Genomic DNA, 25,056 nt, shown 5'->3' on the forward strand with positions numbered 1-25,056 from the left:
CTCTTTGATGAAATAAACTTTTTGAAATAATAAACACATTAACAATGGGAAAGCTTGGTGCAACAGAAATAATATTAATCGTAGTAGTAATTGTTCTTCTATTCGGTGGTAAAAAAATTCCTGAATTGATGAAAGGTTTAGGTTCCGGTATTAAGGAATTTAAAAATGCTGCTAAAGACGATCAACCTTCCAATACTAAGAAAGAAGAAACTAAAGAGTAATTTTTTGTAATACTTTTTTTTAGAGGCTGTAAAAGTAAACGACTTTTTAAACTTGGATTTCTATATTTTTATTCCTTAGAAATCCTGAAATATAAAAAGAGGCTGTTTGTTTTTTACAGCCTCTTTTTGTTTATAGTATCATACTCAATTGTATTCTTTTACGGTCTTCATCCACTTCGGTCACTTTTACCTGTACATGCTGGTGCAGCTTGACCACTTCATTCACATCGCTCACAAAACCTTCTTTGAGCTGTGAAATATGAACCAGTCCGCTTTCTTTAATTCCAATGTCTACAAAACAGCCAAAATTGGTAATGTTATTCACAATTCCCGGCAATACCATTCCGGTTCTTAGATCTTTAATTGATTTTACATTCGCATCAAATTCGAAAACTTTAGCCGATTTTCGCGGATCCAGTCCCGGTTTTTCCAATTCTTTTACGATATCTTTCAAACTCAGCAAACCAATCTCCTCTGTAATATAATTTTCCAGCTGGATCTGCCCGATCTTCTCCTTGTTTGCAATCAGTTCGTTAACCGATATTTTAAGATCCTTCGCCATTTTTTCCACGATCTTATAGGCTTCCGGATGCACGGCCGAATTGTCCAGCGGATTTTTAGCATTGCTGATGCGGATAAAAGCCGCCGCCTGCTGAAAGGCTTTTTCGCCCAGTCGCGGTACTTTCTTTAACTGGCTTCTGCTTTCAAAAGCTCCGTTTTCGGAACGATAGGCAACAATATTCTCCGCCATCTTCTCCCCGATTCCCGACACATAGCTCAATAACGATTTACTCGCCGTGTTGATATTGATTCCCACAGAGTTTACACAACGGGTAACCACTGTGTCCAGTTCATTTTTCAGCAACGACTGGTCTACATCATGCTGGTATTGCCCCACTCCGATTGATTTCGGGTCGATCTTAACCAGTTCTGCTAACGGATCCGACAAACGACGACCAATAGAAACGGCACCTCTAACGGTAATATCGTAATTCGGGAATTCATCACGGGCAATTTTAGATGCCGAATAAATCGAGGCTCCGGCTTCGCTCACCACAAATACCTGCAGTGGTTTATCAAAGGCTATTTTTTTAATAAAAAACTCGGTTTCTCTCGAAGCCGTTCCGTTTCCAATGGAAATCGCATCAATTTTATAAGAGTTCACCATCGAACGGATCTTTTTCATCGCCATAGCCGATTCGTTCTGCGGCGCATGCGGGAAAATCGTTTCGTTGTACAGCAAATCGCCCTTTTCATCCAGGCAAACCACTTTACAGCCGGTTCTAAATCCCGGATCTATTGCCAGAATTCGTTTTTCTCCTAAAGGCGGTGCCAATAAAAGCTGTCCCAGGTTTCCGGCAAAAACCTGGATGGAACTCGCATCTGCTTTCGCTTTTGCTTCCTGTAAGGTTTCATTCGAAATGGCCGGTTCTAACAGTCTTTTATAACTATCCGAAATCGCTTTTTTAAGATGTCCCGCTGTTTCTTTTTTAGGATTCTTAATGACATTTTCTTCAATAAAATCTAAAGCTTCCTCCGGTTCTACAGCCACCTTCATTTTTACATAGCCTTCATTTTCTGCCCGAAGCATGGCTAATAAACGGTGTGATGGTGCTTTGGTAATGGATTCCGACCACTCAAAATACTGCTCGAATTTCTTAGCCCCTTCTTCTTCCCGCTTGGCTTTTACCACTTTGGTTTCCACAACCGCTTTGCGCTGAAACAATCGTCTCAGGTTTTTCCGGATGTAGATATTTTCATTAATCCATTCTGCCACGATATCTCTGGCGCCCTGCAAAGCTTCCTCTTCGCTGGCAACATTGCCATTCAGGTATTTTGAAGCGATAAAATCCAGATCGTCGGCATTTTGTGCCATTATAATTTTTGCCAAAGGCTCCAATCCGTTTTCACGGGCAACATCGGCCTTTGTCTTTCTTTTCTTTTTATACGGCAGGTATAAATCTTCCAGATCGTTCAGATCGAAACTGCTGTTGATCTTCTGTTCCAGTTCCGGCGTTAAGGCATTTTGTTCCTGAATTGCCTTGATGATCGCTTCTTTTCGTTTGCTGATGGCTTCAAAAGCCAGATTCAGTTTCGCAATCTGTTCAATGACTACCTCATCCAGATTCCCGGTACGGTCTTTCCGGTAACGGGCAATAAAAGGAATCGTACAATCTTCCGATAGAAGCTGCAGCGTATTTTCTATATTTTTTGGAGCGGTCTGAACGTGCTTCAGAATGTATTCAATCGTGTTCATCCTTAAAATAAAAATGGGTGTTTAAAATTTTATTAACCTTAGCGCGAAAAGCTAATATATAGTAGGCTAAAATACTATCTTTGGCAGAAATTTTATAACAATGTCCCCATTATTATGTTTTCTTCTGGTAATTAACGGTATAACGTTATTTACTTTCGGATTAGACAAATGGCTGGCTGTTAATCGCAAAAGCAGAATTGCTGAAAGAACGCTTTTACTACTCGCCTTTTTTGGCGGTACGATGGGTGCCTTATCCGGAATACTGCTGTTTCGTCACAAAATTGCAAAAGGTTCCTTTTTATGGAAATTTGCAGTGGTATTTGCTATCCAGGTCATCATTTTATACCTGCTGCTACCATATTTTTCCAGTCTGGATCAGGTTTCTGACCGGTAGAAAAGTGTCGACAGAATTCGTTCAAAATCAATATATTTGTCAAACATCTTACTAAATTCAAACTATTTTGACTCAGAATCCTACAAAATTTAATTTTTCAAAGTTTTCATTTCTTTTGAATCCAAAATATATTTTTGGAATCCTTGTCATTTTAGCCGGATTAATTGCGGTAAAACAATTTACGAACGGTAGTTACAACAACTATTCGATTTTCAAATACACGTTCTGGCACCTCATCGAATCCAAATCGCTTTACGACCACTATCCTGCCGAATATTGGGATCGCAATCACTACGGTCCTGTATTTGCCATTTTTATTGCCCCTTTTGCCCTTTTACCGGACTATCTGGGAATGTTTTTCTGGAATGTATGCAGTGTACTGGTTTTTGCATTCGGTATTTACAGCCTGCCGCTTTCCAATAAAATCAAGGCAATAATTACGCTTATCTGTGCGAATGAGCTGATCACCGCTTTGCTTAGCTTTCAGTTTAATATTTTCCTTACCGGAGCCATCTTAATTGCTTTTTCCTTTACGTTAAAAAATAAAAACCTGATTGCGACTTTCCCGATAATCAGTTGTGCGTTTATAAAACTTTACGGTGTTGTGGGACTGGCATTTTTCTTCTTTACCAAGAAAAAGATCTCGTTTATCCTGGGGCTGGTTTTCTGGACGGTATTGCTTTTTGTACTGCCCATGGTATTGTCTTCCCCTAAGTTCATAATCGATACCTATGTAGAATGGTTCAACACTTTGGTTTATAAAAATTCTTCCAATATTTCACTGGATTCGTATCAGGATATTTCAATCATGGGGCTGGTACGCAGAACGTTAGGTGATCCTACAATCCCGAATTCCCCGTTTTTACTGGGCGGTGTTTTGTTATTCGGGTCTACTTACCTTCGCATCAGTCAATACCGCTTTCTGGAATACCGTTTATTGCTTTTGGCATCCACGTTAATTTTTACGGTGATCTTTAGCAGCGGATCCGAATCGCCAACGTATATTATTGCTTTTACAGGTGTTGCCATCTGGTTTATGAGCAAGTCAAAACATAGCAAATGGGATATTGCATTACTGGTTTTTGCAATCCTGCTGACTTCATTTTCACCAACCGATTTATTCCCGAAAGTGGCCCGTGTTTTCATCAGAAATCATGCCTTGAAAGCACTTCCCTGTGTAATAATCTGGTTTACTATTATTTATGAAATGCTAACGAAAGATTTCAAACCTAAATCCGTTACCGTATGCGAAAATTAGTTTCCATAATCATCCCGGCTTATAATGAAGCCGAAAATGTCCGGCACATCTTTGATAAAATCAAGGTTGTTTTTGATACGTTACCCTATAACTGGGAGGTTATTTTTATTGATGACGGGAGTAAAGACGAAACGATAAATACGGTTATGGCTTTGTCTGAAGAAAACAATAATGTTTATTTTTTAGAGTTTTCAAAAAATTTCGGGCATCAGTTAGCGGTTAAAGCCGGTTTGGACAATGCCTATGGGGACTGTGTGGTTTCTCTGGACTGTGATGCACAGCATCCGCCGGAAATCATTCCGGATATGCTGGTAAAATGGGAGGAAGGCTATGACATTGTTTATACCATCCGGGAAGAAGACAAACGCCTTTCGAAAGCCAAGCGCAGTACTTCCAATCTTTTTTACAAGCTGGTTAATTCCCTATCGGATATTGAACTGGAAGCCGGTACGGCCGATTTCCGTTTGCTGGACCGTAAAGTGGTCAATGTATTCCGCAATTTCCACGAAACAGAACCTTTTTTAAGAGGGCTGATCAAATGGCTGGGCTTTAAGCAGCACGGTATTCACTATTCGCCGGCCGAACGTTTTGCCGGAAGCAGTAAATATTCCGTAAAAAAAATGATCCATCTGGCGTTACACGGCGTAACGTCCTTTAGTATAAAACCGCTGTATACCGCTGTTTATTTAGGACTGAGCATGTCCCTGCTGTCCCTGTTATACATTCCATACGTGATTTATGCTTTTTACAGCCATATTGAAGTATCCGGATGGGCTTCCACCATTATGACCATCGTTTTCTTTGGCGGTTTACAGCTCATCATGCTGGGAATTATCGGGATTTATGTGGGCAAAATGTTTATGCAGACTAAGAACCGGCCGAATTATATTATCCGTTCTACCAATTTAAAAGACCAGTCATGATTTTATTAAGTTTTGATATTGAAGAGTTCGATATGCCTTTTGAGTATTCAAAGGACATTTCTTTTGAAGATCAAATGCAAATATCAATAGAAGGCTCTCATAAAATCCTGGATTTACTGGAGAAACATGAGGTCAGAGCAACTTTTTTCAGTACGGCAACTTTTGCCATTCACGCGCCGGAAATTATCGAAAGAATCAAAAGAGCAGGGCATGAGCTGGCTTCCCATACTTATTATCATTCCGATTTTAAAGTGCCGCATTTACGGGAATCCCGGGAAAAACTGGAAGCCTTATCCGGTATGAAAGTAACCGGTTTCAGAATGCCCAGAATGATGCCCGTTGATGAAAAAGAAGTGGCAAAAGCCGGATATACTTACAACAGTTCCATCAATCCGACCTTTTTACCGGGAAGGTATAACAACCTGCATATTTCCAGAACCTATTATATGCAGGACAATGTTTTACAAATACCGGCTTCTGTTAGTCCGCTGGTACGTTTTCCGCTGTTTTGGCTGTCATTTCATAACCTGCCCTTGAATTTGTACAGCTGGATGGCAAAGAAAACCTATCAGAAAGACCAATACCTCAACATTTATTTCCATCCCTGGGAGTTTACCGACCTGAATGATTTTGAGCGTTTTGGTTTTCCGGGTTATGTGCGCAAAAATACCGGTGTCAAAATGGAGGAGAGGCTGGATCGCTTTATTGCAAAAATGAAAAAAAATCAGTTACCGTTCGGCACTTTTCAGGAGTTTATCCGTACGATTCAAAAATAAAAAAGCATCCCAAAAGGATGCTTTTTCTATAATTTTTACTCTTGTTTATTATTGACAAAACGGGATTTTATTCACCCGGTTGGCATGTCTGCCGCCTTCAAAATCCGTCGTTAAAAACGCTTCCACCATTTCTACGGCCTGTGGTATCGACGTAAAACGCGCTGGAATGCTGATAATGTTTGCATCATTGTGCTGACGTGCCAAAACCGCAATTTCTTTAGTCCAACACAACGCAGCTCTGATACCCTGGTGTTTGTTTGCTGTAATGGCAATTCCGTTTCCGCTGCCGCAGATTACAATACCAAAAGCAGCTTTTCCTGCTGTAACATCCGTTGCTACCGCATGTCCGAAATCGGGATAATCAACACTGTCAAAAGTATCTGTACCGTGGTTGGTAACGATGTGTCCTTTTGCTTCTAAGTGTTTTACAATAGCTTGTTTATAATCCGGACCGGCATGGTCATTTCCAATTGAAATATTCATTGTGTTGTTGTTTGTTGTTATGCCCTGCAAAGTTAGAAAAGAATCCTGTTAAACAATTTTTAAATTTGTATCATCATTTAATTTTTTCAGGATTTCCCGAACTGTTTCCAGATCATTCGGATGCACCTTCAGTTTGATTCCTCCCAAAGCCTGCGAATACATCGGTACGATATTCATCATTGTCTCATTTTCAAAAAAGTACTGGATCCGGCTTTGGTCCAATAAGTGTTTCAGCACGGTAATCTCGTGCGGATAATCAAAAACGGCAATCGTTATAAATTCGTTCATTTCTCAGACTTTTTATAAAGATACAAAAGTTATTATTTCTATAAATCTTAATTCATTGTACATAATTGTTAATACTTATTTGTAATTTTAGCAGTATATTAGAAATGAAACATGAGTAAGAAACACAAAAAGTTAGGAAAGACAGGGAAAGATTTTTCTGGTAAAATTTTTAAAATCCTGTCCAAAGATCCTAATAAAACATTCAACTATAAACAAATAGCTTCTGTTTTAGAATTGAATGACACCCAAAGTCGCAACGAAATCATCAAAGAATTAAAATACCTGGCCTCCAAAGAAAAGATTGAAGAAATAGATCGCGGGAAATACCGCGTGATCTCCAAAGCCGATTATTTCGAAGGAATCATTGATATGACCAGTCGTAAAACAGCCTATTTTGTGGCTGCCGAATTAGAAGATGATGTTTTTATCCCGACCAACAATTTAAACCATGCGCTTGACGGCGACAAGGTAAAAGTATATATCTACAACAGAAGAAAGGGCAGAAGACCGGAAGGAGAAGTTGTTGAAATTGTAGAAAGAAAGAAAACGGATTTTGTGGGTGTTATTGACATTCAGAAAAACTTTGCATTTGTAGCTACCGCCAATCCGAAAATGTACACGGATATTTTTATCCCGAAAGACAAAATAGGAGAGGCACAGGATGGCGATGTGGTATTGGTGCACATTGAAGACTGGCCGGCAAAAGCCGATAGTCCTTTTGGAACGGTTACCAAAGTTTTAGGAAAACCGGGTGAGCACAATACTGAAATTCACGCTATTCTGGCCGAATACGGTCTGCCGTATGATTTCCCGGTAGAAGTGGAAGTCTATGCACAAAAACTGGATACTTCCATTCAGGAAAGTGAAATCCTGAAACGCCGTGACATGCGCGATACCCTTACGTTCACGATTGACCCGAAAGATGCCAAAGATTTTGACGATGCCTTATCGTTTAAAAAACTTCCGAACGGCAATTACGAAATCGGAATCCACATAGCCGACGTTTCCCATTATGTACAGGAAGGAACAATCCTGGACGAAGAGGCCTATAAAAGAGCCACATCGGTTTATTTAGTGGACAGGGTAGTGCCAATGCTTCCGGAAGTACTGTCCAATTTTGCCTGTTCTTTGCGTCCGCATGAAGAAAAGTACACTTTCTCAGCCATTTTTGAACTGAATGAAAAAGCAGAATTAGTAAACCAGTGGTTCGGAAGAACGGTAACCTATTCTGATCAGCGATTTGCCTATGAAGAGGCACAACAGATCATTGAAACCAAAGGAAATGTTATTCCTGCCGAAATTTCCTTAACCGGAAATGACTATATAGTGGATACCCCTATAGTCGAAGCCACGTTAAAACTGGATGAGCTGGCAAAAATTCTAAGACGCAAAAGACTGAATAACGGTGCGATTTCATTTGATAAAGTGGAAGTGAAATTCCATTTAAATGAAAATGCAGAGCCAACAGGCGTTTATTTTAAGGTCGCTAAAGACGCCAATCACCTGATTGAGGAGTTCATGTTGCTTGCCAACAGAAAAGTGGCGGAATTCATCGGAAAACAAAAGAAAACATTTGTGTACCGTATCCACGATGAACCGGATGAAGATAAATTAATCAACCTGCAAACGGTGATTTCAAAATTCGGTTATTCCATCAATTTTAAATCCAAGGACAGTATTTCAAAATCACTGAATACTTTACTGGAGGATGTTCAGGGTAAAAAAGAACAAAACCTGGTCGATACACTTGCTATCCGCAGTATGAGTAAAGCGGTTTATTCTACTGAAAACATAGGCCATTATGGTTTGGCATTCGATTATTATTCCCATTTTACCTCACCAATTCGTCGTTATCCCGATGTTATGGCACATCGTTTGCTACAGCATTATCTCGATGGCGGAGCTTCGGCAGATGCAGAAGTGTATGAAGAAAAGTGTGTTCATTCTTCATCCATGGAAGGCCTTGCGGCAAACGCAGAGCGTGACAGCATCAAATACATGCAGGTAAAATACATGCAGGATCACAAAGACGAAGAGTTTTTGGGTGTTATTTCCGGTGTGACAGAATGGGGAATTTATGTAGAAATCGTTGAGAATAAATGCGAAGGAATGGTTCGCATCAGAGAAATTCGGGATGATTATTACACTTTCGATGAGAAGCAATATGCTTTAGTTGGAGAAATTTCTCATAATATTTTACAATTAGGAGACGAAGTTATCGTTAAAGTGAAAAATGCCGATCTGGTTAAAAAACAATTGGATTTTCATTTTATTAAAAAGAGAGAGTAGTCTAATTTAAAATGTAATTCTTATGATAAAAACAAATCTGAAAAACAATTTCATGCTGGTAGCATTGCTTATTGTCGCGCAATTGGGTTTTGCCCAGGTAAATAAAAATGTTGGTGATTTTACAACCGTAAAAGTATTCGATAAAATTTCAGCGCAATTGGTTCCTTCATCAGAAAGCAAAATTGAGATTAAGGGAGAAGGTGCCGAAAAAGTGGAAGTGGTAAACAAAAACGGGGATTTGAAAATCCGTATGCCGCTGGATAAATTCCTGAAAGGTGAAGATATAACCGTTATTATACATTTCAAAAATATCGAAAGTATTGAAGCCAGTGAAGGTGCTTATGTTTCCAGTGAAGCAACCCTGAAAGGTGTTGACTTTACCGTAAATGCCAACAAAGGCGGACAGATAAAGGTGATCCTTGATGTTAAAAAAGCCGGTGTCCGTGCTACAACAGGTGGTGTTGTAAAATTGAGCGGTAAGGCACAAAATCAGGATATCGTGATTAATTCCGGAGGTATTGTAAATGCTAAAACTTTTGAAACATCTCAAACTACTGTTGCGGTAAACGCCGGTGGTGAAGCAGATGTTTTTGCAACGGATCTGGTGGATGCCAAAACCAGAGCAGGCGGGGATATCACCGTTTACGGAAATCCTAAAAAAGTAAATCAGAAAACTTTTGCCGGAGGAAACATTGATATCATCAAAAAATAATAAACCGCGTTACCGCTTAAAAAGACAGGCTCTGTATATGAGCGTTTAGATCTTCATCAATGAGTTCTAATTTCTTTTTTAAGCGGTAACGTCCTTTTTTAACGCTCTCTGCCGATATACCAAGAATGGACGCTACTTCAAAAGAATCTAAATTCAGTTTGATCAGCAATAGCATCCGCAATTCACCAGGAGTTAAGTTATTGTGCTTTTTTCGGATATGCGGTATAAATCCCGGGTAAACCTTGTCAAAGTATTCCTTGAACAAAAACCAGTCTTCCTCTGTTAAGATTTTCATTTTGCTTAATTCTCCGATATTTCTGGAATGGATTGCATCGTCATGGTCTACATTAAAACTATTCAGTTTCTGTTCCAATTCATTAATAATTTCCGATTTTGTAAGCAGTTTATCTGTGAAATTATCCAACGCTTTTCTTTTTAGTTCCATTTCTATTTTAAGCCGTTCGATTTCCGATTCGTGAAGCTTCTTATCCACAAGGAACAGTTCTTGATTCTTACGGCTTCTAAAAACGAAATAAGCAACAGCAATCGATCCCGTTATAATTAAAAATAAAATCGTAACCACATACATCCAGCGTTGGTTTTGGGCAAGCTGTTTGTCCTTTTGAAGCAGTTTTATCTTTTCTTCTTTTTGTTTGGTTTCATATTTGGTCGAAACATCCTGAATTGCTTTTTCTTTTTGAATATTAAACAGCGTATCCTTTGTTTTGCTATACTTCATATAGTACACCAAAGCTTCTTTATAATTCCCTTTAATTCTTTCTAGTTTGGACAACTGTTGCAATGAGATTCTGGATTCATTCTGCATTTTTTTAGATTGTGCAATTTTATAAGCCAACTCATATTTTGCTATGGCGCCATCAATATTATTCTTTTCCTTTAAACAATGTGCGATATTATGCATTATTGTAATAGGTACTTCCTTGTTATTGCCTCCCGAAAGAAAGAGTTTTTCTGAAGTATAGAGATATTCCAAAGCCAGATCCCAATTTTTCAGACCCATATAGGCAATCGCGATATTATTGTTGGATTCAGCCTGTCCGGATATGTCCTTTAATTTTTTCCTTAATTCCAGCGAATGTTTTGCCAGTTGGACAGATGCTTCAAATTTATCATCCTGAAATAACATTACCGCTTTAGCAGATTCAAAATAAGCAAGATTCAAACTGTCTTTTACCTTTGCAAAATAAGCAAGAGCCTTGTCGCCATATAATTCCGATTTATTATAATCCTGATTTAGAAAAAAATTGATTCCCAAATTACCAATAGTACTGTAATACAGTCTTTTTTTATCGGTTAAAGCGCTTTTTTCTAAAAAATCAAGCGCTTTATACTGAAGGTTTATGGCAGCATCAAATTTTCCCATTTTTGAAACGGATTCCGCGGCGCCCTTTAGTCCATAATACATTTCCCTTTGTAATGGCTTTGTATTTAAACCCTGTAACGCTTTATTGAAAAACACTTGTGCCGAGTCAAATCTGGATTGATGCAGGTAAACATATCCTTTGTACAAATTAAGAACAGCTGTTTTTTCTTTAGACTCCTCAGCGGGTTCTTTTATTTCTTTTCCAAGCCGGGCATAATCCTTTTTTTTATACCATGAAAACAAAGAATCATAATACCGGTTTTCATCCGTACCGGTCGTTCTTTTATTTATTTCCAATTGTGTGGTGCTATTATTTTTCTTTTCACAAGAAATGAATACTACCATAAGAAGTAGCCCCATGGCTTTTAAATGTTTCACGTATAATGTTTTGTTTTTAAAAAGTATTCCTGTTTTTGAATTAAATCAAAATGCGAAATAAATCTTTTTATAATTATCCCAGGCCCCTAAAAATGGGATGTCCTCTTTTTTGTCCACCGCAAATATGGTGATTATAATCTTTTCAAAAATAGATTTGTAAAAAACTAAAAACCTATATTGAATGAAGAAAATTACTTTATTATTACTGTTAACTTCCTTTACTTTTTCTTTTGCGCAAACAGCAAGTCCAAGTCCTTATTGTGCTTCTAATTATTCCAATGAGCCTTTTGCTTTACCCGATTATTTTATAACATCAGTTGTTTTGAAAAACGCAACATTAATTACTAAAAATGTCCAAAGTGCAGCTCCAAACTATCAATTTTACAATACTGTTGCCGCACAGGATCTGCCTAAAAATTCCCAGGCAAACATTACTATCAACTTTAACGGATCAACTATGCATTATATTGATGCCTGGATTGATTACAACAAAAACAATGCATTTGATACAGGAGAAAGTATTGGTTATTATGACCGGATAAACGATCCTAATATGAATATAAATGTGACCAGTAAAACATTTTCTTTTACAGTACCGGCAAGTGCACAAAACGGTACAACAAGATTGAGAGTAAGAGTAGTGGAAGATGACGATGTGTTTTTTTCAAATCCTGCATTGCCGGTAACTATTTGCCAGCAATATGCCAATGGGGAAACATTAGATTTTAATGTAACAATATCCAATGCTTTGAGTACTGAATCTTTTGATAAAAATACTCTTTCCGTTTTTCCGAATCCGGTTTCCGACTTGTTAACAATCACTAATGATAACGCTGCTATTGACATGGTTTCCATTTCAAACGCATTAGGGCAAACGAAAACGGTTAAAACTGCCATTACAGATAAATCCGTTATCGCAGATTGCTCGAATCTTTCTTCTGGAATATATTTTTTAAGCGTTCAATCCGAAGGGAAAGTATTCACTCAAAAAGTGGTTAAGAACTAGATTTATTACTTGTTGACTCTTTTTAACCCACAAATCCTACAGGATTGTGGGTTTTTTGGCGTTAAATAACATCAAAATAGCATAACTAAAGAGAAAAATCATTTTTTCATCTATCTTTGTAAGATACCTATTTCTTAATAGGTTTTTTTTTATAATTCACCTTAAAACCCTTTCAATGATTGATGATATTCTTACCGGTATTCCGTTAGGATTCTTTTTAAGTTTCATGATTGGACCCGTATTCTTTGTTCTTCTGGAAACCAGTATCACTAAAGGGTTTCGTGCCGCTATGTCTTTTGATGTGGGGGTAATTCTGGGAGACATTGTTTTTATTGCTATTGCATATTTTAGTAGTGTCCGCTTAATCCAGAGTATCAAAGATGATCCGGCATTATTTCTTTTCGGGGGCATCCTGATGTTTACTTATGGTATGATCACTTTCTTTAAACTGCGAAGAAAAAGTAAAACCATAGATGAAGATGAGGAAGTGGTTGAATTGATTAAAAAAGATTACCTGAGCCTCTTTCTAAAAGGCTTTTTATTAAACTTTATTAATATTGGCGTACTTGGTTTTTGGCTGGCCATCATTATTACTTTCGGTCCAAAACTGGACATGGAAGCCGGCAGAATGCTGACTTTTTTTAGTGCTGTAATCGGTTCTTATTTTATTACCGATATCGGTAAAATCATGCTGGCAAAACAATTGCGCAAAAAATTAACGCCAACGAACATTATCCGGGTTAAAAAATTCAGCAGTGTTTTATTAATGGTCTTCGGGATGGTTTTAATGATTCAGGGATGGTTTCCTAAAGAAAAAGAGTTTGTAAAAAATACCTTAGAAAAAATAGAAGAAAAAAAGTAAGTCTTTTATACATCCAAACGATATAAAAACAAAAAAAGCTGTCAGAAGACAGCTTTTTTTAATTCTGAGGCATCGAGCGGATTCGAACCGCTGTAGACGGTTTTGCAGACCGCTGCCTAGCCACTCGGCCACGATGCCAGTGTTATTGGTGGGCAAACTTACTAAAATATTTTTAATTCCAAATCCTAAATTGAGAATTTATTCGGTATATTTTGTAATTCGCTCGTTATCAATAATATTTTAACTTCTGTATTCTTCCATTTGTATCGTTACGGCTTCCACATCACCACCAATAGGCGGATTTAGCTTGGAAACGGCTACAATTATTCTGGAAACAGCAGGAATTTCTTTAAAAATTCTTACAATAATACGCTTCGTAACATGCTCTAATAATTTCGAACGGATAGCCATTTCTTCACGAACGATACGGTTTAAATGAACATAATCAACGGTGTCTTCCAACTCATCTGTTTCCGATGATTTTCTTAAATCTGTTTTTATTTCTAAATCAACACTATAATCAGAACCTATTTTACTTTCTTCTACCAAACAACCGTGAAAAGAAAATGTTCTGATGTTTTTCAGCTTAATAATTCCCATTTTAAATGTATTCAATTATTGGTTATTCCTTCAATGGATAAAAGTACAACTTTTTGGAACGTATTCGTTGAATAAGCATTCAAAGAAATGAGTTTATAATGAACATTTTTGGTAACTTTGCCTTTCTAATTTTATTTTATGTCAACAAAAGAAAAATCATTAAATTTTATCGAACAAATCATTGAGGAAGATTTAAAAAATGGTTTATCTCAAGATAAATTACGTTTCCGTTTCCCGCCAGAACCTAATGGTTATTTACACATTGGGCATGCCAGTTCAATTTGTTTAAACTTTGGACTTGGATTAGATTATCAGGCGCCTGTAAACCTGCGTTTTGATGATACCAATCCGGCTAAGGAAGAGCAGGAATATGTAGATGCTATTAAAAGAGACGTACAATGGTTAGGATATGAATGGGCGCATGAATGCTATGCTTCCGATTATTTCCAGCAGTTGTATGACTGGACAGTTGCCCTAATTAAAAAAGGAAAAGCTTACGTTGACAGTCAGACTTCTGAAGAAATGGCGAAACAAAAAGGAACACCTACACAACCTGGTGTGGACAGTCCTTACCGAAATCGTTCCATTGAAGAAAATCTGGATTTATTCGAACGTATGAAAAACGGTGAGTTTGAAGAAGGAACACATATTTTGAGAGCCAAAATAGATATGACCGCGACCAATATGCTGATGCGTGATCCTATCATGTACCGAATCTTACACAAACACCACCACAGAACCGGTGATAAATGGTGTATTTATCCAATGTATGACTGGGCACACGGCGAAAGTGATTATCTGGAGCAGATTTCCCATTCTTTCTGTACACTGGAATTTTTACCACACCGGGAATTATACGATTGGTTTTTAGACCAGATTATCGATACTAATTTAACACGTCCTAAACAACGTGAGTTTGCACGCCGGAACCTTTCCCATACCGTTGTTAGTAAACGTAAGTTATTACAATTGGTTCAGGACGGGCATGTTACCGGATGGGACGATCCGAGAATGTCAACCATTTCAGGAATGAGAAGACGCGGTTATACACCGGCTGCTATCCGCAATTTTGCCGATACCATTGGTATTGCCAAACGCGACAACCTGATTGACGTTTCCTTACTGGAATTCTGTGTTCGTGAAGATTTAAACAAAACAACTCCGCGTGTCATGGCTGTTTTAGATCCGGTTAAACTGGTAATTACCAATTATCCGGAAGGAAAAGAAGAATGGCTGGAAGCAGAAAATAATCCGGAAGAAGAAGTTATGACCTATAGAACGGTTCCTTTTTCTAAAGAATTATATATTGAAAGAGAAGACTTTCTGGAAGAAGCAAACAGTAAATTCTTCCGTCTTACTCTTGGAAAAGAGGTTCGTCTGAAAAATGCTTACATTATTAAAGGCGAAAGCGTAGTAAAAGACGCTGAAGGAAATATAACAGAAATTCACGCTACTTATGATGAAGAGAGTAGAAGTGGCAGCGGTACAGAAGCCAGCAAAAGAAAAGTAAAAGGTACTATTCACTGGGTGTCCGTTTCACATGCTATTCCGGCAGAAATAAGAATCTATGACCGTTTGTTTTCACATGAAAACCCGGATGGAAACAAAGAGATTGATTTTAAAGAATTTTTAAACCCTAATTCATTAGAGGTGATTACCGGATATTTGGAACCAAGCCTGAAAACAGCTGTTGACGGGGACCGTTTCCAATTCCAACGCTTAGGATATTTCTGTGTCGATAAAGAAAGTACTGCTGAAAAGTTAGTATTTAACAAAACCGTAGGCCTGCGGGATACATGGGCAAAATTAGAAAGTAAAGAATAAAATCATGTTGGATCAGTTTTTAGGTGAACAAGGTGTTGCTAACGTTTATTTGTACTCAGCACCTTTACACATTATTATCATATTGTTTGAAATGTTTTATAGTCGTTCTCACAAAAAGAAATTCTATGAAACAAAAGATACCTTAACGAATATTTACATGGCTTGTTTGAACTACGGTTTGGACATTATCATGAAAGCCTTTGCGATAGGGGTGATGTTTTTTTTCTATCAGCACCGCATTTTTGATTTGGAATTTAACAGTATCTGGTACTGGATTGGCGTATTCCTGCTGCAGGACTTTGCCTATTATGTACACCATTACGTAGACCACCATTCAAGAATGTTCTGGGCTGTTCACGTAACACACCACAATTCAGGGTATTTTAACATTACAACAGGATTCCGATCCCCGGTTTTACAGCCGTTATACCGTTATTTATTCTTTTCACCCATAGCCTTTTTAGGTTTTGATCCGTGGCACATTATGGCCGCTTATGCAATTATCCAGATCTATGGAACCTGGGTGCATACGAAAACCGTGAAAAGCATGGGAATATTGGAATGGATATTGGTAACACCTTCTCATCACCGTGTACACCATGCTTCCAATGCAAGATACCTGGACAGAAATATGGGAATGGGCTTAATTATCTGGGACAGGATTTTCGGAACATTTGAAAAAGAAGATCCCAACTATGAAGAAGTTCGTTTTGGTTTAACTTCCGAAATAAAAGACAAAGGTCCGTTGAATATTGTTTTCCACGAATGGAAAGATATCTGGAAAGATGCTTCCCAACCGGGAATCAAATTTACCGACCGCTTAAAATATATTTTTTATCCACCGGGTTGGTCCCATACCGGAGATTTTAAAACTTCTGCAAAATTAAGAGCCGAAGAAAAGGCAAATAGAAAATAACTATGAAAGACTCCGAAAATGGAGTCTTTTTTTATTATATAAATTATCTATTATTAATATAAATTTAATATTTAAAAACTATTAAAACTAACTTTAAATAAAAGCTTAAAATCAATTATTATTTTTCCTTAATATATTTTCTTATCTTTAAAAATATGATTCAAAATAAAGCCTCTAATTGAATTTTTGAAATAAACAAGAATTTATTAACGCCTTTTTAACGTATTAGCCGTTTTTATTTTCGTAAGTTTATAATTATTAATTTTTAAAAAGTGAGATTATGTCAAACAACGCAGGAAACACATTATTGGCACTTTTGGCTGGAGCAGCTATCGGTGCTGGAGCAGGAATACTATTCGCCCCGGATAAAGGTTCTAAAACAAGAAGAAAAATTAAAGATGGTTTCGACAGAGAAACAGATCATCTGAAAGACAAATTTAATGAAGCTACCCATAACCTTAAAAATAAATTCTCGAAAGCTAAATTTGATTTAGAATCTGAATTTGATCATTTAGTAGCCAATGTGGATAATAAAACAGAAGATGTAATTGCCACACTGGAAAGAAAACTGGAAGATTTAAAAAAACAGCACGCTAAAGCAACAAAATAGTAGGCTATGGCTTTCGAAAAATTAAAAGAAAATACCGAGCAGATTCAGGATAATGCCAAAGCATTATTGGAAAGCAACGTGGCTTACTATAAACTATGGTTTTTTAAAGTAGCCATGAAATCAACAACAATGATACTTAAAATATTCCTTTTGAGTATATTTTTGATGTTGATGGTACTTTTCTTGTCCATTGCCGGAGCTTTTGCTTTAGGAAACCTGTTGGGCAGTTATGCCCTTGGTTTTTTAATCGTTGGAATTTTATATTTAATCTTATGTATCGTTGTATATTATATCAAAGATAAAATTGTGGAAGGCCCGATTCTTGAAAAATTCTCTGAATTCTTTTTCAATGACTAATTATGGAAAAAAAGAAATATTCATCATACGATGAAATCAATCGTGAACTGGAAATATTAAAAATCCAAAAAGAGTTGGACTATCAACGGCTGGTATATGCTGTTGAAAAAACCAGGGACAATCTTACTCCCAGAATTCTTACATCCGGATTTATGGGTTCTGTAGGTTCTTTTTTTACCAGGTCGGGAACGATACAAAATCTTATTCTTAGCTTTATATTCAACAGGTTATTCAAATAAAAAAGAGGCTTTACAGCCTCTTTTCTTTTGATAATTTTTATTCTTCTTCCTGAATCGGAGTATCGTGATTTGGCCTTGCGCCGTCATCCTTTTTCTTTTTCTGAACATTTTTCATAGCTTCACCAACCTGGTTTGAAGCTGTAAATGAAGCTACCATGTTGTTAAGCATGTCACTACCGGCCTGAGGCGAATTCGGTAATAAAATCAGGTTCGAATTGGTATCGGAACCAATTGCCTGCAACGTATCATAATGCTGTGTTACCACAATTAAGGCAGAGGCTTCCTGTGAATTAATACCTACTTTATTCAACACATCCACACTTTCTACTAATCCGCGTGCAATTTCTCTACGCTGATCGGCAATACCCTGACCTTGTAAACGCTTGCTTTCCGCTTCTGCTTTGGCTTTGGCTACAATACGGATACGGCTTGCTTCCGCTTCATATTCGGCAGCAGTTTTTTCACGATCGGCAGCATTAATCCTGTTCATCGCATTTTTAACCTGAATATCCGGATCAATATCCGTGATTAGTGTATTGATAATATCATAACCGTAAGTAGTCATCGCTTCATTTAATTCGCGTTTTACAGCTACAGCAATATCATCTTTTCTTTCAAAAACATCATCTAATTTTAATTTAGGAACTTCGGCACGAACCACGTCAAATACATAAGAAGTGATCTGATCATGCGGATATTCTAATTTATAGAAAGCATCATACACTTTTTCCTGAATTACTTTAAACTGAACGGAAACTTTCATTTTAACGAACACGTTATCTTTTGTTTTCGTTTCAATAATGACATCCAATTGCTGGATTCTTAAATTCACTTTTCCTGCAATCCTGTCAATAACCGGAATTTTTAATTGTAATCCGGAATGGCGAATACTATTGAATTTCCCGAAACGCTCCACAATTGCAGACGATTGTTGCTTAACCGTAAAGAAGGAGGCTAAAAAAAGAAATACAACTATAATAATAATGGCATAACTAAACATAAGAATGTAGTTTAAAAGGTTAATTCGGTTAAGATACAAAATAATAGAAAAAAACCTCCAATAAATTGGAGGTTTCATCATATTTATAACGTACTTATTGCTTTTTGTATTCGCTGTACGGTTTCTTCTTTACCTATCATTTCCACGATATCAAACAAGTGTGGTCCTTTTAAAGCCCCTACAAGGCTCAAACGGAACGGTTGCATCACTTTGCCCATTCCTATCTCGTTTTTCGTCATCCAGTCCTTTACAATCGTTTCTATAGTAACGGAAGTAAAATCACCAATGTTTTCAATAACAGAGATTAATTCCTGCATAATAGCTCCAGTATCTTCTTTCCAGTTTTTAGCTGCTTTTTCATCATAAGCGGTTGGTGCTGCAAAAAAGAAATCGGACAAATCATATAAGTCGGTTACAAACGTAGCGCGTTCTTTTACCAAAGCCACTGCTTTTTCAACATACGCTTTTTCAACAGTAATGCCTTTTTCTTTTAAAATCACATCAAACTTTTCTGCCAGTGATGCATTGTTTTCTTTTACCAGATAATGATGGTTGAACCATTTATTCTTTTCCGGATCAAATTTTGCACCGGCTTTATGAACACGGTTCAAATCGAATTTCGCTATCAGTTCCTCTAAAGAAAATAACTCCTGATCGGTTCCGTCATTCCAGCCCAATAAAGCTAAAAAGTTAATAACCGCTCCCGGGAAAAAACCTTTTTCTCGGTAACCGGACGATTTCTCTCCCGAAACAGGATCTGTCCAATCCAACGGAAATACAGGGAATCCTAACTTATCACCATCACGTTTGGAAAGCTTACCATTACCAACCGGTTTTAATATCAGCGGTAAATGTGCAAACTTAGGTGCTTCCCAGCCAAAAGCTTTGTATAACAATTCATGCAGTGGAAGAGAAGGCAGCCATTCTTCACCACGAATCACATGTGAAGTTTCCATCAAATGGTCATCTACTATATTCGCTAAATGGTACGTTGGCATACCATCACTTTTAAACAATACTTTATCGTCTAATAAATTCGTTTCAAACTTAATGTCACCACGAATGATATCATTCAAATGCAAGGTTTCATCAACAGGTGTTTTAAAACGAATCACATATTCTTCACCGTTAGCAATACGCTCAGCAACTTTTTCTGCAGCATTGGTAAGCGAATTATCCAATTGCTCCCGAACAGTATGATTGTATATAAATGTTTTACCGGTTTCTTCTGCGGTCTTTCTCAAATGATCCAGGCTTTCGGCTGTATCAAAAGCATAATATGCCCATCCGGAATTTAATAACTGATCTGCATATTCCTTATATAAGGCCTTACGTTCGCTTTGACGATAAGGTCCGAACTTTTCATTTTTACCGATAGTTTCATCCGGAGCAATACCCAACCATTCCAGTGCTTCCATAATATAAGCTTCCGCTCCCGGAACAAAACGATTCTGATCGGTATCCTCTATTCTTAAGTAAAAGGTACCGCCATGTTTTTTAGCAAATAAATAATTAAATAACGCGGTTCTTACACCACCTATATGTAAAGGTCCCGTAGGACTGGGTGCAAATCGCACACGAACTGGCTTTGACATTTTTTAAAAATTTTACGCAAAGATACAATTATGCCAATTTGAATACCCAACTATTTAAAAAATTGAACAATTAATAATGTTTATAGTATCGTTCATTTTCTGTTCATCCTATTTTAAAAGTATTTTCCGCAGACATTCCCATTAAAAATACCTTTGTATTACAATATTGCTAACAAGTAGATAATCCTGTTGAATTAAGTGTAGTATTCTAAAAGCAGAAATTGAATTATTACAAGCATAATATGCTGAAAACCAGTTAAGTTTTAATCATTTTAACATTAAAATTGAACAATGTTAATACAACTTTACATTGTATTGATTTTCAGTTAATTATAAGTTAACATATATTGTTTATAACTTTAGATAGAAAATTATAAAAGATTTTTGGTTGTATCGAAAAAAAGACTAATCCAAAACCCGGATGAAACTACCAAATCTATTTTTAAAAATTTGCTTTGGAGTTATTAAAAGTTAGTGAGTAGTTATTAACAGAAATTAACAAGTAAACTTATTAATAATTTTAAAGTAAACTGGTTTTTCAACGATTGTTAATAACGTTTTAAAAACACTTCATTTTAAAAGAATTAACCTCAAATAACATTGTTGATAAAGCGGTATAAAATTGTATAACTCCAAAATCATCCTAAAAAAAATAAAGTTATTGCCACAATTAACAAGCTATAATAACAACAATAATTTTTTAAAATTTTAAATTTCTTTTTTTTATTATTTTAATGTTTGTTGAAAACTATCCTTTGATAATCTCTTCCAAGAATTTGAAAAAGGAACAATTGTACTGTTGTTTGATGCAATGAAATAGTTCCTTTTCGTTTCAATTAAAATTGTAATTTTATCGGTTATAAACAATTTACGGAATTTGGAAACGAAAAATTTGATATTTCAAAAGCTTGAAGACTTTATTAAAAAGTTTTATACGAATGAGTTACTGAAAGGAATTATTCTTTTCATTGGTTTAGGACTGCTTTACTTTTTGTTCACGTTGCTCGTGGAACATTTTTTATGGCTTTCCCCAGTGGGAAGAACAATATTGTTCTGGCTGTTCATTACTGTTGAAATCTTCTTTTTACTGCGTTTCATTTTGTTTCCGTTGTTTAAACTTTTCAAACTGCAAAAAGGAATTGACTATTCCCAGGCTTCTGCCATTATTGGAAATCATTTTACGGAAGTAAACGATAAGCTTACTAATTTCCTGCAGCTGTCCGGTCAATCGGAACAATCGGAATTATTGGCTGCATCCATTGAGCAAAAAGCAAATACCCTGCAGCCCATTCCGTTTAGCAATGCCATTAATTTTAAAAAGAATATCAAATACCTGCCGTATGCAATAGTCCCGTTATTGTTTTTACTTTTCTTTCTGGTTTCCGGAAATACAAAACTGATCACCGAAAGTCTGGACAGGGTAGTGCACTACAAAAAAGAATACCTGCCACCGGCTCCTTTTGAATTTCAGATTGTAAACAATTCGCTGACATCAGAGCAGGGACAGGATTTTATCTTACAGGTAAAAACTGTTGGTACTAAAATTCCGGAGAATGCCATGATTGCCCTTGGTAATGAAAGCTATTATCTGGAAAGTGTTAAACCCGGAGTTTTTCAATACCGTTTTGAGAAAACCAATAAGAATATAGACTTCCGGCTGATAGCCAATGAAGTAACTTCAAAAACCTATGAATTAAATGTAGTTGCTGTTCCGACCATTGCTAATTTTGAAATGATCCTTACTTTTCCTGCCTACCTTGGCAAAAAAGCCGAAAAAGTACAGGGTACCGGTAATGCAGTGGTACCGGAAGGAACAACGGTTACCTGGAAAGTTAATGCACTGGCTACAAATTTGGTAGCCTGGAAAAGTGCAAACGAAGCAAATGAATTCAATGTTACAGACAATACCTTTAGTTTATCGAAAAGAATTAATCAAAATACAGAATACCAGATACTTACTTCAAACAAAAAGGTGAAAAACCATGAAAAGTTGCAATACCAGATTACAACTATCAAAGATCAGTTTCCTACTATATCCGTACAATCGGCACCGGATACCTTAAAACTGAAAAAGAATGTTGTTTTAGGTCAGGTATCAGATGATTACGGATTAACGAAGCTGCTTGTTGTGTATTACCCTAAAAATAATCCGGCTCAGGTTTATCGTGGAACAATCCCGGTTAAAAAAGAAACGTTCGATCAGTTTGTTTATACCTTTCCGAACGGATTGAATATTCAGCCTGGTGTTGACTATGATTATTACTTTGAAATTTTTGATAACGATGCGCTGCACAATTTCAAAAGCTCAAAATCTTCGGTTTTTTCCCATAGAGAATTAACGGCTGATGAAAAAGAAGATAAGATTTTGCAGGAACAAAACAGCAATATTAACAGCCTTGAAAAATCCATTAAAAATCAGGATAAACAATTATCGGAGTTAGACAAGCTGCAAAAATTAGGAAAGGAAAAAACAAATCTTGATTTTAAAGACCAGAAAAAAGTACAGGATTTTATTAACCGTCAGAAACAGCAGGATGAAATGATGAAAGAATTTTCTAAGAAATTGGAAGATAACCTGCAGCAATTTAATCCGGAGAAAAAAGATGAATTTAAGGACGAGCTTATGAAACGTCTGGAGAAAAATGAAAAAGAGCTCGAAAAAAATGAAAAACTTTTAAAAGAATTAGAAGACTTAACAAACAAATTAAAAGAAGAAGAACTGTTTGAAAAAATAGATAAGTTCAAGCAGAACTCTAAAAATCAATCTAAAAATCTGGAACAGCTGGTTGAGCTGACCAAAAGATTTTATGTAGAAAAGAAAGCCGAACAGCTGGCCGGTAAACTGGATAAACTCAGTGAGGAACAAAACAAACTATCCGATAGTAAAGACAACAACCAGAAAGATCAGAATAAGATCAATTCTGAGTTTGATAAATTACAGGAAGAATTAAGAGAACTGGAAAAACAAAATGAAGATTTAAAAGCTCCGATGGATATTCCTTCCGACAAGCAGGAAGAGAAGGACATAAAAGAAGATATGAAAAATGCTTCAGATGAATTGCAAAAGCAAAACCAGTCCAAGGCAAAACCGAAACAAAAATCAGCTGCACAGAAAATGCAGAAGATGGCGCAGAAAATGCAGTCTTCTATGGAATCCGGAGAAATGGAACAAATGGAAGAAGATGCTAAAATGCTGCGACAAATTTTAGATAACCTTCTGGCATTTTCTTTTTCTCAGGAAGATCTGATGAAGAATTTCAAATCATCCGGCGACAGAAGTTTAGGCTTTAATAAGCTGTTAAAAAAACAGCAGGATTTAAAATTACAGTTCAAACATGTTGATGACAGTTTGTTTGCATTGTCATTACGGAACCCGAAGATCACCGATCTTATCACGAATGAAGTGGGTAACGTACATTACAATGTTGACAAATCCCTCACAAGCTTTACCGATAACAACATTGGAAAAGGAGTGTCGCATCAGCAATACACGATCACAGCTTCTAATAAACTGGCCGATTTTTTAAGTGACATCATGAACCAGATGCAGATGGAAATGCAAATGCAGATGTCTGGCGGTGGTAAAGGAAAACCAAAACCAGGAAAAGGAGAAGGAATGCAGTTACCGGACATTATTAAAAAACAGGAAGGCTTAAGCGAAAAAATGAAAGAGGGGATGAAGAAAGGTGAAAAGCCTGGTGACGGTAAACCGGATAAAAGCGGTAAAGATGGTAAAAGTGGCAAAGACGGACAAAAAGGAAATGATGGAGAAAACGGACAGGATGGAGAAGGAGATGCCGGTCAGGTTTTAGAAATTTATAAAGAGCAGCAGCGTTTGCGGGAAGCTTTACAAAAAGCATTGGAGAAAGAAGGAATGGGTGGCAACGGTCAGAATGCCTTGCGGCAAATGAAAGACATTGAAAAGCAATTGCTGAACAAAGGCTTTAAAAATGAAACCTTACAAAAGATGCTGAATTTAAAACATGAGCTTTTAAAATTAGACAATGCGATACAGCAGCAGGGAGAAGAAAACAAAAGACAGTCGCAAACCAATAAAAAGGAATTCAACAGTACTAATAACCAATTACCTGCGGCACTGAAAGAATATTTGAATAGTGTAGAGATTTTAAATAGACAAAGCTTACCTTTGCGCCCAAATTTTAATCAAAAGGTGCAAACCTATTTTAGAAAAGATGATTAGTTTTAATTACGAAACCGACTTTGAATTAGAAAACGAATCCCAATATGAAAATTGGATTTCTAATGTCATTGCATCCGAAGGAAAACATGAAGGAGAGATCAATTATATCTTTTGCGACGATGATTACCTGCATAAAATCAATGTAGAATACCTGGATCATGATACCCTTACGGACATCATTAGCTTTGATTATAGTGTAGGAAACGAATTACACGGTGATATATTCGTTTCTATTGAAAGAGTTAAGGACAATGCCCTAGATTTCAACGTTTCTTTTGAAGAAGAAATCAAAAGAGTAATCATTCATGGTATACTTCACTACTGCGGTTATAAAGATAAGTCTGAAAAAGACGAGCTTTTAATGCGTGCAAAAGAAGATGAGAAAGTTGCAATGTTCCACGTGGAACGTTAAACATCTTAATTCTTTGATAAAATATAAAAGAGATTTTATCCTTCTGCGTAATTTTGCATTCGGAATATATA

Annotated in this window: 23 protein-coding genes and 1 tRNA gene; 16 read left to right on the plus strand and 8 right to left on the minus strand. The window is 36.7% G+C overall.

The genetic code is table 11. The features are described from left to right. The first annotated feature begins 44 nt into the window (after positions 1–44). Positions 45–221, plus strand: a complete 177-nt coding sequence (tatA, locus tag BGO42_RS05585; RefSeq protein ID WP_177730910.1) for a twin-arginine translocase TatA/TatE family subunit — start codon at positions 45–47, stop codon at positions 219–221. Positions 222–351: 130 nt separating this feature from the next. On the opposite strand, the gene BGO42_RS05590 is transcribed toward tatA, so the two are convergent. After that, positions 352–2,478, minus strand: a complete 2,127-nt coding sequence (locus BGO42_RS05590; RefSeq protein ID WP_273246571.1) for a Tex family protein — start codon at positions 2,476–2,478, stop codon at positions 352–354. 100 nt (positions 2,479–2,578) lie between these two features. Between BGO42_RS05590 and BGO42_RS05595 the strand changes: the two genes are divergently transcribed. The 4 genes from BGO42_RS05595 to BGO42_RS05610 all read left to right on the plus strand — a co-directional run bounded on the left by BGO42_RS05595 (position 2,579) and on the right by BGO42_RS05610 (position 5,829). Continuing rightward, entirely contained in the window at positions 2,579–2,872 is a 294-nt protein-coding gene (locus BGO42_RS05595) for a DUF1294 domain-containing protein (RefSeq protein WP_273246572.1), read from the plus strand. Positions 2,873–2,987: 115 nt separating this feature from the next. Then, positions 2,988–4,130: a glycosyltransferase family 87 protein gene (locus BGO42_RS05600; RefSeq protein ID WP_273246573.1), complete on the plus strand. Its 1,143-nt coding sequence runs from the start codon at positions 2,988–2,990 to the stop codon at positions 4,128–4,130. Continuing rightward, positions 4,118–5,053: a glycosyltransferase family 2 protein gene (locus tag BGO42_RS05605; RefSeq protein WP_273246574.1), complete on the plus strand. Its 936-nt coding sequence runs from the start codon at positions 4,118–4,120 to the stop codon at positions 5,051–5,053. The genes BGO42_RS05600 and BGO42_RS05605 overlap by 13 nt, the downstream gene beginning before the upstream one ends. Further along, positions 5,050–5,829 carry a polysaccharide deacetylase family protein gene (locus BGO42_RS05610; protein ID WP_273246575.1) on the plus strand — a complete coding sequence of 260 codons (780 nt, stop codon included), beginning with the start codon at positions 5,050–5,052 and terminating at the stop codon, positions 5,827–5,829. The genes BGO42_RS05605 and BGO42_RS05610 overlap by 4 nt, the downstream gene beginning before the upstream one ends. 48 nt (positions 5,830–5,877) lie before the next feature. Here BGO42_RS05610 and rpiB read toward each other — a convergent pair whose 3' ends face one another. After that, positions 5,878–6,312, minus strand: a complete 435-nt coding sequence (gene rpiB / locus BGO42_RS05615; protein WP_273246576.1) for a ribose 5-phosphate isomerase B — start codon at positions 6,310–6,312, stop codon at positions 5,878–5,880. A 48-nt stretch (positions 6,313–6,360) separates the two neighbouring features. Next, on the minus strand, positions 6,361–6,600 hold the full coding sequence (locus BGO42_RS05620; protein WP_177730922.1) for a DUF2007 domain-containing protein: 240 nt from the start codon (positions 6,598–6,600) through the stop codon (positions 6,361–6,363). 111 nt (positions 6,601–6,711) lie between these two features. Between BGO42_RS05620 and rnr the strand changes: the two genes are divergently transcribed. Both rnr and BGO42_RS05630 read left to right on the plus strand, forming a co-directional pair. Next, positions 6,712–8,889: a ribonuclease R gene (gene rnr / locus BGO42_RS05625; protein ID WP_273246577.1), complete on the plus strand. Its 2,178-nt coding sequence runs from the start codon at positions 6,712–6,714 to the stop codon at positions 8,887–8,889. Between the two features lie 22 nt (positions 8,890–8,911). Next, positions 8,912–9,601 (plus strand): head GIN domain-containing protein, encoded by a 690-nt coding sequence (locus BGO42_RS05630; RefSeq protein WP_273246578.1) that lies wholly within the window; start codon positions 8,912–8,914, stop codon positions 9,599–9,601. A gap of 16 nt (positions 9,602–9,617) precedes the next feature. On the opposite strand, the gene BGO42_RS05635 is transcribed toward BGO42_RS05630, so the two are convergent. Next, a complete protein-coding gene (locus BGO42_RS05635) occupies positions 9,618–11,363 on the minus strand; it encodes a transcriptional regulator (RefSeq protein WP_273246579.1) in 1,746 nt (581 codons plus the stop codon). 181 nt (positions 11,364–11,544) lie between these two features. On the opposite strand from BGO42_RS05635, the gene BGO42_RS05640 reads away from it, so the two are divergent. After that, positions 11,545–12,369, plus strand: coding sequence for a GEVED domain-containing protein (locus tag BGO42_RS05640; RefSeq protein ID WP_273246580.1), 825 nt, complete (start codon positions 11,545–11,547; stop codon positions 12,367–12,369). Between the two features lie 175 nt (positions 12,370–12,544). Then, complete coding sequence (locus tag BGO42_RS05645; protein ID WP_177730930.1) at positions 12,545–13,231, plus strand: LysE family translocator; 687 nt, start codon at positions 12,545–12,547, stop codon at positions 13,229–13,231. A 67-nt stretch (positions 13,232–13,298) separates the two neighbouring features. Here the strand turns inward: BGO42_RS05645 and BGO42_RS05650 are convergent. Further along, a tRNA-Cys gene (locus tag BGO42_RS05650) sits at positions 13,299–13,369 on the minus strand. A 102-nt stretch (positions 13,370–13,471) separates the two neighbouring features. Next, positions 13,472–13,831 (minus strand): dihydroneopterin aldolase, encoded by a 360-nt coding sequence (gene folB, locus BGO42_RS05655; protein WP_177730932.1) that lies wholly within the window; start codon positions 13,829–13,831, stop codon positions 13,472–13,474. A gap of 138 nt (positions 13,832–13,969) precedes the next feature. Between folB and BGO42_RS05660 the strand changes: the two genes are divergently transcribed. The 5 genes from BGO42_RS05660 to BGO42_RS05680 all read left to right on the plus strand — a co-directional run bounded on the left by BGO42_RS05660 (position 13,970) and on the right by BGO42_RS05680 (position 17,777). Then, complete coding sequence (locus BGO42_RS05660; protein WP_177730934.1) at positions 13,970–15,655, plus strand: glutamine--tRNA ligase/YqeY domain fusion protein; 1,686 nt, start codon at positions 13,970–13,972, stop codon at positions 15,653–15,655. Positions 15,656–15,659: 4 nt separating this feature from the next. Beyond that, positions 15,660–16,571, plus strand: coding sequence for a sterol desaturase family protein (locus tag BGO42_RS05665; protein ID WP_177730936.1), 912 nt, complete (start codon positions 15,660–15,662; stop codon positions 16,569–16,571). A 280-nt stretch (positions 16,572–16,851) separates the two neighbouring features. After that, positions 16,852–17,181 carry a YtxH domain-containing protein gene (locus tag BGO42_RS05670; protein ID WP_177730938.1) on the plus strand — a complete coding sequence of 110 codons (330 nt, stop codon included), beginning with the start codon at positions 16,852–16,854 and terminating at the stop codon, positions 17,179–17,181. 6 nt (positions 17,182–17,187) lie between these two features. Then, positions 17,188–17,538, plus strand: a complete 351-nt coding sequence (locus BGO42_RS05675) for a phage holin family protein (protein WP_177730940.1) — start codon at positions 17,188–17,190, stop codon at positions 17,536–17,538. 2 nt (positions 17,539–17,540) lie between these two features. Next, positions 17,541–17,777 (plus strand): DUF6327 family protein, encoded by a 237-nt coding sequence (locus BGO42_RS05680; RefSeq protein WP_177730942.1) that lies wholly within the window; start codon positions 17,541–17,543, stop codon positions 17,775–17,777. Positions 17,778–17,814: 37 nt separating this feature from the next. On the opposite strand, the gene BGO42_RS05685 is transcribed toward BGO42_RS05680, so the two are convergent. Both BGO42_RS05685 and gltX read right to left on the minus strand, forming a co-directional pair. Further along, complete coding sequence (locus BGO42_RS05685; protein WP_177730944.1) at positions 17,815–18,777, minus strand: SPFH domain-containing protein; 963 nt, start codon at positions 18,775–18,777, stop codon at positions 17,815–17,817. 83 nt (positions 18,778–18,860) lie between these two features. Next, positions 18,861–20,372: a glutamate--tRNA ligase gene (gene gltX, locus BGO42_RS05690; RefSeq protein ID WP_273246581.1), complete on the minus strand. Its 1,512-nt coding sequence runs from the start codon at positions 20,370–20,372 to the stop codon at positions 18,861–18,863. An 877-nt stretch (positions 20,373–21,249) separates the two neighbouring features. On the opposite strand from gltX, the gene BGO42_RS05695 reads away from it, so the two are divergent. Beyond that, positions 21,250–24,573 (plus strand): coiled-coil domain-containing protein, encoded by a 3,324-nt coding sequence (locus BGO42_RS05695; protein ID WP_273246582.1) that lies wholly within the window; start codon positions 21,250–21,252, stop codon positions 24,571–24,573. Continuing rightward, positions 24,566–24,985: an rRNA maturation RNase YbeY gene (gene ybeY, locus BGO42_RS05700; protein ID WP_273246583.1), complete on the plus strand. Its 420-nt coding sequence runs from the start codon at positions 24,566–24,568 to the stop codon at positions 24,983–24,985. The genes BGO42_RS05695 and ybeY overlap by 8 nt, the downstream gene beginning before the upstream one ends. Positions 24,986–25,056: the final 71 nt, after the last annotated feature.

It is taken from the genome of Flavobacterium sp. 40-81, assembly GCF_001898245.1.
Lineage (GTDB): Bacteria > Bacteroidota > Bacteroidia > Flavobacteriales > Flavobacteriaceae > Flavobacterium > Flavobacterium inviolabile.